The organism is Planktotalea sp., assembly GCF_050633725.1.
In the GTDB taxonomy this organism is placed as follows: Bacteria; Pseudomonadota; Alphaproteobacteria; order Rhodobacterales; family Rhodobacteraceae; genus Planktotalea.
The window spans coordinates 332,338-344,687 of sequence record NZ_JBOEHB010000001.1 but is presented as its reverse complement, the minus strand read 5'-3'; the positions used below and the strand labels follow the sequence as shown (position 1 = coordinate 344,687).

Below are 12,350 nucleotides of genomic sequence, written 5' to 3'. Positions count from 1 at the left end.
TTGATATCAAGCTCCCATAGTCTTGCGCACAGCGTCGGCGATTTTGTCAGGCGACGGGATGTAGAGATCTTCGAGCGACGGCGAGAATGGCATAGGCGCGTGTGGCGCTGTCACCATTTCGATTGACGCTTTCAGAGACTTGAAGGCCTCTTGTGCAACCTGCGCCGAAACATCCGCAGCGATAGAGCAACGCGGGTTTGCTTCATCAACACAAACCAAACGACCCGTTTCCTCAACGCTTTCGATCACTGTGTCCATGTCGATTGGGCTAAGTGTGCGCAAGTCGATGACCTCAACGTCGATCCCCTCTTTCTTAAGGGTTTCGGCAGCCGCCAGCGAATTAGGAACCATCAACCCATAGGCAACGATTGTCACATCACTGCCTTCGCGCGCGATGTTGGCCTCGCCAAATGGAATTGCATAGGGCTCCTCAGGCACATCACATTCGGACGCATAGAGGTTCTTGTGCTCCAGGAAGATGACCGGATCATTGTCGCGGATCGCTTGGATCAACAGTCCCTTGGTATCATAGGCGTTTGACGGGCAAACCACCTTAAGACCCGGGATGTGCGTGACAAGCGGTGTCAGCATTTGGCTATGTTGAGCCGCAGCGCGAAAACCGCCACCACACATTGCACGGATCACAACCGGCGTTTCTGCCTTGCCGCCGAACATGTAACGGAACTTGGCAGCTTGGTTGAAAATTTGGTCAAAACAGACGCCCAAGAAGTCAACGAACATCAGTTCAGCCACAGGGCGCAAACCACAGGTTGCCGCGCCAACAGCCGCGCCGACATAGGCGCTTTCTGACAGAGGCGTATCGATCATCTGCTTTGGATGTTTGGCATAAAGGCCCTTAGAGACACCAAGAACACCGCCCCAAGCATCGTCTTCACCCTGCGCTCCTGCGCCACCGACAATATCTTCACCCATCATCAAAACGGTTGGGTCGCGCTCCATCTCCTGATCGAGGGCTTCGTTAACCGCGTCTTTCATACTCAATGTACGTGCCATTTATTCTCTCCTTTCTTTGTCTTTTGTGTCAGTAGGCGACGTAGACGTCGGTCGTCAGTTCTTCAGCAGCAGGCAGCGGCGCGGCCTTTGCTTCTTCGACAGCTTCTTCGATGAGCGCGAGAACTTCAGTGTCGATTGCATCAAGTTCTGCATCCGAAAGCACGCCAGCTTCGGTAACTTTCGCGCGGAAGATTTTCAGACAATCGCGGTTCTTGCGGTTGTCTTCGTTCTCACCGGGCGCACGATAGGTCTGTGCATCCCCTTCAAAGTGACCGAAGAAGCGGATCATCTTACATTCAAGAAGCGTTGGACCTGCACCTTCACGTGCGCGTTTGACGACTTCGCCAGCGGCCTCGTAGACGGCAAAGAAGTCAGTCCCGTCGACAGTGATGCCCGGCATGCCGAAACCTGTCGCGCGATCGACGTAGCTGTCTGACGCAACAGCGTAATCCACTGACGTCGATTCCGCATATCCGTTGTTTTCAACGACAAAGATTGCAGGAAGGTTCCAAATTGCGGCCAAGTTCATTGATTCCAGAACCGTGCCTTGGTTTGACGCGCCATCACCAAAGAATGTGATGCCTACGCCGTCGTGGCCAAGCTTCTGAGCAGCCAAAGCCGCGCCGCAAACCAATGGGGCACCAGCACCAAGAATGCCGTTTGCGCCCATCATGCCTTTTGACAGGTCGGCAATGTGCATTGAACCGCCCTTACCAGCACATGAGCCCGTCGCTTTGCCGTAGATTTCCGCCATCATGCCTTTCACATCGACGCCTTTGGCGATGCAGTGGCCGTGGCCTCGGTGGGTTGACGCGATGCGGTCATGATCTTCTAGATGCATCATGATACCAACGCCTGAGGCTTCTTCACCTGCGTAAAGGTGCACGAAGCCTGGAATGTCACCGCGACCGAAGTCGACATGCAAACGTTCTTCGAATTCACGGATCGTCTTCATCCGGCGATAGGCTTCCAAAAGCCCATCTTTCTCCAATGGGAATGGGTTGCTCATGAGGTCCTCCCTTTTCTTACTGAGCTACATGAAGCGAACCATTCGCTTCTTTCGTCAAAAGCCCGTGCTTGGCCGCATAGGCCATGCAATCGGGCACGTTGATTGTTCGGAATGCATCGGCTTGAAGCCGGATGCTCACTTCGTCGATTTCGCTGAAAGTCAGCTCGCGTTCTCCGTCGAGCGCAAAAGATCCGGCCGATACGCTAGGTAGATAAACGTCGTTAGGTTCAATCGTTTCGACCGCGCCAATGCCGACTTGTTCAATCAGGCCCGGCGCAATTGGGGCAGTCAGCTTTGCTTTCGCTGTTTCCAGCGGCAACAGTCGAACCCGTCTCCCTTTTGGCGTTTGTCGTCCGACCGGGGCCAAAAGGCCAATGATCGACGACATGCCGATCCCGTCAGGTTGGCCGAACGTCACAAAGAGATCGCGGAAGTTTTCTGTTTTCCAAATTGCGCGCGCACCGATGAAGCGCTCAGAGACGACCGCGACATCCACAAGCGCGATCTCGCGCAGATCGTTAACACGCACTTCCAAGCGTTTGTTGTACAAGAACGCATGCTCGCAAGGCACCTGCCCTGTCACCGCAAGACCTACTGCAAGGCCAGTAATCGTTGGCTCGCGCAACTCAGGGAACGCGTTGTTGGTTCCTGTAGACACGCCAGCAATCGGAATGTTCCCGCATTGGGACACGACAACACGGTTCGTGCCATCCCCGCCAAGGACGACGATTGCGCCAACGCCTTGATCGTGCATCTGGCGCGCAGCCTCTGCACTGTCATCGGACGTGCAGGTTACTGGCATGTTCAGATAGCTTACTTTTGGGAAGCGCTGGTTCCCTTGAGCAGCCTCGCGTTCGATTGTGCGCATGAGCTGCGTTCGAATTCCGCCATTCTCTGGCATGATCACAACTTCTTCGACACCCGTCGCATTGAGCCCAGTGAGCAATCGAAGAACAATATTTGCACGATCATTGATCGGCAAATTGCCCGCGTGGCTGACAATCCGCCGAATGTCTCGGGCAGAAACTGGGTTTGCGATGATGCCGACTTTGGTCACGAGCTTAGCCTCCCTTTATCACTGATAAGCAACAAGCGTGCCAAAGATGTAGACGAGAGATTTTTCAGCCTATAATCAATAGAGTGAACAGCGGAGAAGATCAGATGTATAAGGGTTTGCGTCTTGGAGTGCGCGCGATAATCGTTCAAGAAAACCGATTACTTTTGGTAAACGCCTATCCGGAAGGCTCTGGGCCAGAGCTATGGTGCGCACCCGGCGGAGGGGTAGAAATGCACAGCTCGCTTCCCGAGAATTTGAAACGCGAAGTTCATGAAGAAACGGGTTTAGAGATCGAAGTGGGGTCGATGGCGCTGTTGAATGAGTTTCACGATCCCGACCTAGCGTTCCATCAAGTTGAAATCTTCTTTCGCGCAAACGTTCTATCGGGCGAGATTTCGGACAAGTGGATCGACCCAGAAGGGATCGTGCAATCCCGCCGGTTCTTTTCGGCAGATGAGTTGAAGAGTTTGACGATTAAGCCTTCCTCTTTGACGCGGATCGCTTTCGATGCAGATGCGCCAATCTCATACGATCCCTTGGAAAGACTAATGCGGTGAATCCTTGTTTTGATGCTGGGATATCCATTTCGAACTGCGCGAAGACCTGCGTTGCGCCATAGCCCCCAGGGCTCAACATCCAGCGCGACAGGAATATCGATCAAGCGCAAATTTCAACAAGCAGTCCATTCCCCGTCACGTCGCCCCGAAACGGCATCTTATTTACGGCTACCTTGGTATCGGCCTTCAGCTTGCGCGCTTTGTGTATTCATTAGACTGAGCGCCATAGCTCACAAGCTTCTTAAACCAGCCTTTCCTTTCTGTTTCATCGCCAGCGGCTTGGGACGGTCCTTCGATTTGTTTTTGTAGGTTCGCGAAAAACTGATCCGCCATCTTCTTTGCAAATCCGTCGATAACCCGAGACCCTAGTTGCGCCAGCTTGCCGCCGACTTTGGCCTCGACGTTGTAATGGAGGATTGTCCCCTCTCCGTCGGCTTCCAGATGCACCTTCGCGCCGCCACTTGCGAGACCTGCAGCGCCACCTTTGCCTTCGCCGGTCAATGTCAAACTCGTGAAATGCACCATCTTGGAAAACGTGACCCTACCATCGAACCTTGCTTTGACTGGCCCAACTTTTTGCAGAACCGTTGCTTCGAAACCCTCTTCGGGCGAACCAGACATTTTACAACACCCTGGCACACAGGCCTCCAAAACCTCTGCCGACAAAAGGGCATGCCAAACCGCGCCTTTAGACGCCTTGATTGTCTTTGATCCTACTAGGTTCACAAATTCCTCCGACCATTTTTTATTGATTGCAAGCAACACACATGCCAACTTGCGACCCCAAAAGGGCAAGGACAGCACAATGCGCCAAATCCAGAAGCAAACGCAGACACAAAAACTCGCTTTGACTCAAACAATGCGAAGTTCATTGGCGCTGCTTGAGATGAGCCCAGAAGAGGCGACCGAAACGATAGAAAAGGAAAGGAGCCGGAACGCTTTTCTCTGCGCTATCCCTACGGGCGGACCGAGCGGCGGCAACGCAACCGCTGCTCTTGAAGGCTCTTCTGAAGAAACGATGCTAAATGATGTGGCTCGGCAGATTGGCATGATCCGGCTCACCGCCCAAGACGCTCAACTTGCAAACGAATTGCTGCACAGCTTGGATGATCGCGGCTTTCTGACCGATGATTTCAGCGAGATGGCGGGCTATCTCGGCAGCTCTGCCGATGCGATTGCGCGGCTCATTCCAACGCTACAAAAACATGTCGAACCAGCGGGTCTTTTTGCCACTTCTTTAGCCGAATGCTTTCGGCTGCAACTGGAGGCGAAAAATCGCTTTGACCCTTTGATCGAAATACTGCTGGGCCGTCTCGATCTTATCGCGAAACAGAATGTCCCAGAAATTTGCGCCGTTTGTGGCGTCGACGAAGAAGATGCGCTTGAAATGCTCGACGATATCAGGAGCCTCGACCCCGCTCCACTGGTCGAAAAGCAGGAATTAACGCAAACGCAAGGTGCCCCCGAAATCATCATCCGGGAAGATGAAGACGGCACCCTAAAAGTGGAACTGAATGCCGAGGCTTTGCCCTCTATTCTGACAGATGACGGTCTGTTCTCTGCGACGTTAAAGACGGAAACGGACGGGTATGCGCAAAGCTATTATCGTGATTGCTATCGCGGTGCTGGGAACATGGTCCGCGCCATGCAAAAGCGCGCAAACACCCTGCTTGAAACGGGTCATGCTATTGCGAGAAGGCAAGAAAAGTACATCAAATCAGCTCGCGATCGAAACAAGCTGCCTCTGACCATTGAACAGCTTGCAGCTGAGGTTGGCGTGAACAAAAGCACCATCAGTCGTGCGCTAAAATCATGCAGCATTTTGACTGACCAAGGGACCTTTCCAGCGCAACAATTCCTTGCACGCGGCCTAACGCCAGATCAAGAAGGCGACAAAACCCGAGACCAAGCGCTGCGTCGATTGTCATTGCTCATTAAGACGGAAAATCAAAACCAACCAAGCTCTGACGAACAACTAAAGCAGCAGTTGGAAACGGCAGGTTTCAAACTGTCCCGTCGCACCGTCGCCAAGTATCGAAAAATGCTAAATATTCCCGGGGCGCACGCACGAAAACTTAGCTAAGAAAGCCTAGACCAGCGCCGCATAAGAAACCCAATTCGGTTTTTAAAATATTGGCTTTCTGTTTCAACTATTGGGTTCCAAACTCATTAACCAATAATCAGGACAAGATGATTGCTGCGATTGCAGATAGGAGTTCTTTTGAGCACCTGCCGTATCTGGTTGCGATCCGTCGCCACTTTTCAGACAGGCGAACGTTACCTTAACCACTGTTCGCTAGGCGTTGCTTGTCGCGAGAGAGATCGATTTGTTATCGGGTGCTTGTGCAGCAAGTCCCGTCATGATCCTCGCGAGAATACCGATGTCGCCCTATCGCTTCCAGCTGTTATACAGCGTCTTGGGCGGGGCCAAACGCCTTGGACATATGCTTAGCTTCATTCACAAATTGAGATGCAATTTGGGACGTTACAATAGGCCGAGACGTCTTGTCTTGGGCGAAGCCAAACACAAAAAAAACACGGCCTAGACCCGTCAAAAAGTACAAATCATCTGCATCAAAGGTATTGCTGGATACCCTTAAGGACATTGCGCTGAACGGTCTGTGTCGGTCAATTCGCTCGAACAAAAGTTTGTAAGATTGACCAACGCGAGGGCATAAAGTTCGTCAGTAATTTGAGCTGCTCGGCTCAGTTCCTAGCGTCCGAACAAAACGTCAAATCTTTCAAAAATGGCAAATCGCCACAGAGTTCGATCGCCCAAACAGCGTTGCGACTCTGTTTCACTGGGAGAAGCAAATGACACATGAAGCGAAATTATCGCGCCGTAAATTCAACGCAGGGATTGCCGCACTAGGTGCAGCAACGGCGCTGCCAAAGCCTGCGATGGCGCAAGCCAAGACGATCAAGATCGGCTTTGTCACGCCGCAAACCGGCCCCTTGGCCGTATTCGCAGAATCTGATGCCTTTGTTCTTGAACAATTCCGTACAAAGCTCGCAAACGGGCTGGAAATCAACGGCGAGACCTACAATGTCGAGTTCATTGTCAAGGACAGCCAATCCAGCTCGAACCGCGCCGCGACGGTCGCGCAGGAATTGATGTTTGATGACGAAGTTCACCTTATCACTGCGACCTCAACACCAGATACGACAAATCCTGTCGCGGATCAGGCCGAACTGAACGAAGTGCCATGCCTGACAAACGACACGCCATGGCAGCCGCATTTCTTTGGTCGTCAGGGTGATCCTGCCAAAGGGTTTGATTGGACATTCCACTTCTTCTGGGGCCTAGAGGATGTCATTTCGACCTTCACCGGCATTTGGAACCAGACCGAAACCAACAAAGTTGTTGGCGCGCTTTGGCCAAATGATCCCGACGGCAATTCATGGGGCAGCCCCGACGTCGGTTTTCCGCCCGTGCTCGAAGCGCAGGGCTACACTTTGGTTGATCCGGGTCGCTACCAAGTGATGAGCGACGATTTCAGCGCGCAAATCAGCGCGTTCAAGGCCGCAGGTGTCGAGATTTTGACAGGCGTGGTGCCTCCACCAGATTTCACGACCTTCTGGCTACAGGCGGCGCAACAAGGGTTTGAACCAAAGATTGTCACCTTCGGCAAAGCTCTGGAGTTCCCGCAGGTTATCAGCTCGCTCGGAGATCGCGGCGACGGGCTTAGCACCGAAGTTTGGTGGTCCCCCGGTCACCCCTACAGCTCTGGCTTTACGGGACAAAGCTCTGCTGAATTGGCTGCGGATTATGAAGCTGCAACAGGCAACCCATGGACAATGCCTCTGGCGTTCAAGCATTCCCTTTTTGAAGTAGCAATTGACGCGCTAAAGCGTAGCGCCGATCCGATGGATCCTGCTTCGATCCGCGATGCTTTGCGCGCAACTGACTATCAATCTGTCGTTGGTCCCGTGAACTTCCAAACGGGACCAGTGCCGAACATCTCCAAAACGCCGTTGGTTGGCGGACAATGGAGCATTGAAGAGGGCAAGCCTGTTCTGAACATCGTTGAGAATGGTGATCACCCAGCCATTGCGACAACCGCGTCAGTCGCGCTGATTAACGGATAATCCTCTGAAGCTGGCCTTGCTCTGTAAAGAGCGGGGCCACTTTTTTGCTGAAAGGTCACGGCGTTGACTGCACTCTTAGAAACCCAAGGGCTGACAAAAAGCTTTGGCGCTGTGCGCGCTGTTGATGATGTTACTCTATCGCTGAATGCTGGCGACGCGCTTGGGATTATCGGCCCGAATGGCGCTGGCAAGTCGTCGCTTTTTAACCTGATTGCAGGCGTTATGCCCGCAAATGAGGGCAAAGTGCTGTGGCAAGGCCAAGACATCACGCGCATGACAGCGGCCGAACGGTGCTGCGCTGGGATTGGACGAACCTATCAAATCCCGAAACCCTTCAATGGGCTAACAGTATATGAAAACCTGCTGGTCGCTGCCGAATTCGGCGGTGGCGGCGGGTCGGAGTCAAAGGCGCTTTGCACGACGATACTTGACCAACTGGAACTTGCTCACGTTGCAGACGCGCAGGCTGGCGGGTTGCGTTTGTTGGAACGCAAGCGCTTGGAAATGGCACGCGCGCTCGCGACGCGGCCCAAGGTTTTGTTGCTTGATGAAATTGCAGGTGGTTTGACCGATCTTGAATGCGACAGCCTGATCGCAGCTATCAAAGACATCAAAGCGCAGGGTGTTTCGATCATCTGGATCGAGCACGTTGTTCATGCGCTCTTCGCCGTTGTTGACCGCCTTGCAGTGATCAATTTCGGGGCGAAAATGGTTGAAGGCCCACCACAAGAAACCTTCCAAAGCCCGGACGTTCAATCCATTTATTTGGGAATAGAAGCATGAGCGCTTTGCTGGATATCAAAAACCTCGATGCGTTTTATGGCGATTTCCAAGCGCTGTTTGGCATCTCATTTGAGATGGCAGAAGCCGAAACCGTCGCACTGGTTGGGGCCAATGGCGCAGGCAAATCGACGTTTTTGAAGTGCCTAACCGGGCTTTTGCCAACGCCACGCCAAAGCATTTTGTTTCGCGGCGAAAACATCGCAGGAACTCCGTCATTTCAAATAGCGCGCGGTGGGATCGCGATGTCGCCAGAGGGGCGACGCCTGTTCCCGTCCTTAAGCGTCGAAGAAAACCTGCTGCTGGGTGCAAACGTTGGGCGCAAAGGCCAATGGGACCTATCTGCTGTGCATGAGCTGTTCCCGATCTTGGCAGAAAAGCGCGACATTCCCGCGACGCTATTGTCAGGGGGCCAACAACAGATGGTCGCGATTGGCCGCGCTCTTATGAGCAATCCGGCCCTGTTGTTGCTTGATGAGGTCAGTCTCGGCCTCGCCCCTGTGATCGTGCGGGACATCTATGCGGCCCTACCCAAGATACGCAGCGGCGGCACGGCTGTGCTTGTGGTCGAGCAAGACATCGGCATGGCGATGAAAGTCTCGGATCGTCTTTATTGTTTTCAGGAAGGGCACGTCAGCCTCGTTGGCGACGCGGCGCAAATGACACGAGAGATGATCTCAGCCGCCTACTTTGGCCGCCAGAAAGAGGTGCAGTAATGGAGTGGATTAATGCCATCGTGCAGGGTGTGCTGCTTGGCGGGCTTTACGCGCTTTTTGCCGCCGGTCTGTCACTGATGTTCGGCGTCATGCGGTTTGTGAATCTAGCGCATGGGGACTTCATTGTTTTGGCTGCCTTTGGGGCGCTACTTTTGGTCGAAATGCTCGGACTGCACCCGCTTTTGACACTGATTGCAGTGCTGCCGCTGATGGCGGGTTTTGGGTATTTCGGGCAGCGCTTCGTGCTGAACCGCGTTGTCGGGCATGATATTTTGCCCTCGATTTTGGTGACTTTTGGCTTTTCTGTAATCCTGCAAAACCTGATGCTCGAGCAATTCAGCGCTGATACTCAACGCCTGAGCGCAGGTGCATTTGACACCGCCTCTTTCAGTACTGCGGGCCTGTCGATTGGCGCGGTGCCATTGCTGATGTTTGGGGTGGCTGTTGCGGTGCTTGGCGGGTTGAATTGGTTCTTTGCGCAAACCAACACGGGCCGCCTTTTGCGCGCAACGTCTGATGATGGCGAAATCATTGGCCTCATGGGGGCGGATCGTAAACATTTGTTCGCAATCGCAACCGCGCTTGCCAGTGCTGTTGTTGCGATCGCTGGCATTCTGATGGCCGTTAAAACCAACTTCGACCCCACTTCAGGCCCGATCCGTCTCTTGTTTGCGTTTGAAGCCGTAATCATCGGTGGTTTGGGTAGCCTTTGGGGGACGCTGGCGGGTGGCATTATTCTCGGCGTTGCGCAGGGGATCGGGGCTCAGATCGACCCGGGGTTGCAAATTCTTGCAGGGCATATCGTCTTTCTCATCATACTCGTCGTGCGCCCACAGGGCCTCTTCCCAAAACTAAGGGGTTAAATCATGCACCTTTCGGGTCCTAATATGCTACGCGCGGCCTTCCTTGGCATCGTCATTCTTACACTGCTCAGCGGGCCTTATTGGGCGGATCGCGGCACGATGCGGCTTTTGATTGAAGCCTTTTATTTCCTCGCTCTGGCGCAGCTGTGGAACCTACTTGCGGGGTACTCTGGGCTTATTTCAGTGGGGCAACAAGCCTTTGTCGGGCTGGGTGGATATATACTGTTTACCCTGACGATGTTTGCAGGGCTTCCCGTGCTTGTCGCCCTACCCTTGGCTGGTGTTTTGACTGGCATACTCGCATTTCCCACAGCCCTTGTCGCGTTTCGATTGTCAGGGCCATATTTTGCTATCGGCACTTGGGTCATTGCAGAGGTCTTCCGTCTTAGCTTTGCGCAGATTGGCAGCCTAGGCGGCGGGTCAGGGATTTCATTGCCGACCAATATTGTACGCGACATGGCGGATGGGCGCGCAGCGCGCGAAAGCTTGACCTATTGGATCGCCCTCGCAATCATGCTCGCGGTTGTCTTTGGCATTTGGTTGCTGATGCGCTCGCGCATTGGCTTGGGTCTTGGTGCTATTCGCGACAATCAAGAGGCCGCGAACAGCGTTGGCGTGCGCACAACCTATTTGAAATTCGCCGTATTCGTTGGCACCGCCGCGATGACGGGTGTGATTGGCGGGTTGATCTTCCTGCAAAAACTACGGATCACCCCCGAAGCCGCGTTTAGCGTGAATGATTGGTCGGTGCTCGTGATCTTCATCGTTGTGATTGGTGGCATTGGCACGCTTGAAGGGCCAATTATCGGATGTATCTTGTTCTTTGTGCTCAGAGAGTTTCTGGCGGATCTCGGCAGTTGGTACATGGTTATCCTGGGCGCGATATCGGTGGCCATCATGCTATTGGAGCCGCGTGGATTATGGGGGTTGATCACCCGCAATCGGAAACTAACAGTCTTCCCTACGGCACGGCGGATCGAACATTGAATGCATCGCATTGCCCCTCATGGATATTTACCGAACCCGCGCGCTGTTGTTGGCAAGTAAGGTATCAACCGAGACCGCGCAAATCATCGACAGTCCGACCGTCAGAACAGCATTCTGAAACAAATCGAAACTCAAACGCATGGTGATGCCTGTGACAAAAATCGACCAGATCGAAACGATGATCCTCGATCTTCCCACGATCCGGGGCCACGTGCTTTCTATGGCGACGATGCGATCCCAAGCAGCGGTTTTGGTACGGATCAAGTTTTCCGATGGCTCCGAAGGCATCGGAGAAGGCACGACCATCGGTGGGTTGAGTTACGGACCTGAAAGTCCCGAAAGCATACAATCTGCGATAGATACCTACATTACTCCTGCGCTGCTTGGCTTAAGCGGTAATAACGTAAATGGTGCTTTGCAGCTCATGGACAGGTTGGTGCGCGGCAATCGCATTGCGAAAACGGCTGTGGAGATTGCTCTTTGGGATGGTTTGGGCAAGCGTCTTGGCGTGCCTGTGTCGCAGCTCTTTGGCGGGGCTGTGACAGACAAAATGCCGGTTGCTTGGACGCTCGCCTCTGGCAATTCGCAAACGGATATCGCCGAAGCCCACGAGATGATCGAATCCAAGCGTCACAATATTTTCAAACTCAAGATCGGTAAACGTTCGGTACGTGAAGACATCGCGCATGTCGCCCGCATCAAAGATGCGCTTGGGGATGCAGCGAGCATTCGCGTGGACGTTAATACCGCATGGTCCCTGCAGGAGGCGCGTTGGGGCTTAAAAGGCTTGCAGGAGGCAGGTTGTGAGCTGATCGAACAACCTGTGTCGGCACGCGATCTAGATGCGATGGCAGAACTCACTAGCGCATTTGAAATTGCCGTTATGGCGGATGAATCGCTCAACGGTCCTGAGGATGCACTTGCTGTCGCCTCAAAACGGGCAGCTGACGTGTATGCGGTCAAGATTGCCCAGTCAGGCGGCTTGAAACGCGCCTCAGAAGTCATTGCCACAGCGCAGGCCGCTGGCTTGGGATTATATGCAGGCACGATGCTCGAAACCGGTTTGAGCACCGCGGCCGCGCTTCAGCTTTTTTCGACGGTTGAAACACTCCACTGGGGCACCGAGTTATTCGGCCCACTTTTGTTAACCGACGACATTTTGACAGAGCCGCTGACCTATCGCGATTTCTGTGTCGAAGTTCCCAAGGGCAACGGCATTGGTGTCGCTCTGGATCCTGACAAAGTTGCATATTATCGTCGTGACACGCGCGCCTAGAC

The 12,350-nt window shown here is 53.5% G+C and carries 12 protein-coding genes; 8 read left to right on the top strand and 4 right to left on the bottom strand.

Annotated features, from left to right (window positions below):
* Positions 1 to 6 precede the first annotated feature (6 nt).
* From ACRBCU_RS01620 to ACRBCU_RS01610, 3 genes are read right to left on the bottom strand one after another with little or no spacing between them, the layout of a single operon-like run.
* Complete coding sequence (locus ACRBCU_RS01620; RefSeq protein WP_431363607.1) at positions 7 to 1,014, bottom strand: alpha-ketoacid dehydrogenase subunit beta; 1,008 nt, start codon at positions 1,012 to 1,014, stop codon at positions 7 to 9.
* Positions 1,015 to 1,042: 28 nt separating this feature from the next.
* On the bottom strand, positions 1,043 to 2,023 hold the full coding sequence (locus ACRBCU_RS01615) for a thiamine pyrophosphate-dependent dehydrogenase E1 component subunit alpha (RefSeq protein ID WP_431363606.1): 981 nt from the start codon (positions 2,021 to 2,023) through the stop codon (positions 1,043 to 1,045).
* Between the two features lie 16 nt (positions 2,024 to 2,039).
* Entirely contained in the window at positions 2,040 to 3,080 is a 1,041-nt protein-coding gene (locus ACRBCU_RS01610; RefSeq protein ID WP_431363605.1) for an ATP-NAD kinase family protein, read from the bottom strand.
* Between the two features lie 104 nt (positions 3,081 to 3,184).
* Here ACRBCU_RS01610 and ACRBCU_RS01605 point away from each other — a divergent pair, with 104 nt between their 5' ends.
* Positions 3,185 to 3,637 (top strand): NUDIX domain-containing protein, encoded by a 453-nt coding sequence (locus ACRBCU_RS01605; protein ID WP_431363604.1) that lies wholly within the window; start codon positions 3,185 to 3,187, stop codon positions 3,635 to 3,637.
* Between the two features lie 186 nt (positions 3,638 to 3,823).
* Here ACRBCU_RS01605 and ACRBCU_RS01600 read toward each other — a convergent pair whose 3' ends face one another.
* A complete protein-coding gene (locus tag ACRBCU_RS01600; RefSeq protein ID WP_431363603.1) occupies positions 3,824 to 4,363 on the bottom strand; it encodes a CoxG family protein in 540 nt (179 codons plus the stop codon).
* Between the two features lie 79 nt (positions 4,364 to 4,442).
* On the opposite strand from ACRBCU_RS01600, the gene ACRBCU_RS01595 reads away from it, so the two are divergent.
* From ACRBCU_RS01595 to ACRBCU_RS01565, 7 genes are all read left to right on the top strand, one after another.
* On the top strand, positions 4,443 to 5,720 hold the full coding sequence (locus tag ACRBCU_RS01595; RefSeq protein ID WP_431363602.1) for a hypothetical protein: 1,278 nt from the start codon (positions 4,443 to 4,445) through the stop codon (positions 5,718 to 5,720).
* A 731-nt stretch (positions 5,721 to 6,451) separates the two neighbouring features.
* Positions 6,452 to 7,726 (top strand): ABC transporter substrate-binding protein, encoded by a 1,275-nt coding sequence (locus tag ACRBCU_RS01590; RefSeq protein ID WP_431363601.1) that lies wholly within the window; start codon positions 6,452 to 6,454, stop codon positions 7,724 to 7,726.
* Positions 7,727 to 7,789: 63 nt separating this feature from the next.
* Positions 7,790 to 8,509: an ABC transporter ATP-binding protein gene (locus ACRBCU_RS01585; protein WP_431363600.1), complete on the top strand. Its 720-nt coding sequence runs from the start codon at positions 7,790 to 7,792 to the stop codon at positions 8,507 to 8,509.
* A complete protein-coding gene (locus tag ACRBCU_RS01580) occupies positions 8,506 to 9,222 on the top strand; it encodes an ABC transporter ATP-binding protein (RefSeq protein WP_431363599.1) in 717 nt (238 codons plus the stop codon). The genes ACRBCU_RS01585 and ACRBCU_RS01580 overlap by 4 nt, the downstream gene beginning before the upstream one ends.
* Positions 9,222 to 10,085, top strand: coding sequence for a branched-chain amino acid ABC transporter permease (locus tag ACRBCU_RS01575; protein WP_431363598.1), 864 nt, complete (start codon positions 9,222 to 9,224; stop codon positions 10,083 to 10,085). Before ACRBCU_RS01580 ends, ACRBCU_RS01575 begins: the two co-directional genes overlap by 1 nt.
* A gap of 3 nt (positions 10,086 to 10,088) precedes the next feature.
* Complete coding sequence (locus ACRBCU_RS01570) at positions 10,089 to 11,072, top strand: branched-chain amino acid ABC transporter permease (RefSeq protein ID WP_431363597.1); 984 nt, start codon at positions 10,089 to 10,091, stop codon at positions 11,070 to 11,072.
* A 145-nt stretch (positions 11,073 to 11,217) separates the two neighbouring features.
* Complete coding sequence (locus ACRBCU_RS01565) at positions 11,218 to 12,348, top strand: muconate/chloromuconate family cycloisomerase (protein WP_431363596.1); 1,131 nt, start codon at positions 11,218 to 11,220, stop codon at positions 12,346 to 12,348.
* Positions 12,349 to 12,350 lie beyond the last annotated feature (2 nt).

What these genes read in the sequence shown, in the direction of transcription:
- ACRBCU_RS01570 (WP_431363597.1), top strand. Translation starts at nt 10,089, where the DNA reads ATGCACCTTTCGGGTCCTAATATGCTACGCGCGGCCTTCCTTGGCATC.
- ACRBCU_RS01605 (WP_431363604.1), top strand. Translation starts at nt 3,185, where the DNA reads ATGTATAAGGGTTTGCGTCTTGGAGTGCGCGCGATAATCGTTCAAGAA.
- ACRBCU_RS01620 (WP_431363607.1), bottom strand. Translation starts at nt 1,014, where the DNA reads ATGGCACGTACATTGAGTATGAAAGACGCGGTTAACGAAGCCCTCGAT.
- ACRBCU_RS01565 (WP_431363596.1), top strand. Translation starts at nt 11,218, where the DNA reads ATGCCTGTGACAAAAATCGACCAGATCGAAACGATGATCCTCGATCTT.
- ACRBCU_RS01590 (WP_431363601.1), top strand. Translation starts at nt 6,452, where the DNA reads ATGACACATGAAGCGAAATTATCGCGCCGTAAATTCAACGCAGGGATT.
- ACRBCU_RS01575 (WP_431363598.1), top strand. Translation starts at nt 9,222, where the DNA reads ATGGAGTGGATTAATGCCATCGTGCAGGGTGTGCTGCTTGGCGGGCTT.
- ACRBCU_RS01595 (WP_431363602.1), top strand. Translation starts at nt 4,443, where the DNA reads ATGCGCCAAATCCAGAAGCAAACGCAGACACAAAAACTCGCTTTGACT.
- ACRBCU_RS01580 (WP_431363599.1), top strand. Translation starts at nt 8,506, where the DNA reads ATGAGCGCTTTGCTGGATATCAAAAACCTCGATGCGTTTTATGGCGAT.
- ACRBCU_RS01615 (WP_431363606.1), bottom strand. Translation starts at nt 2,023, where the DNA reads ATGAGCAACCCATTCCCATTGGAGAAAGATGGGCTTTTGGAAGCCTAT.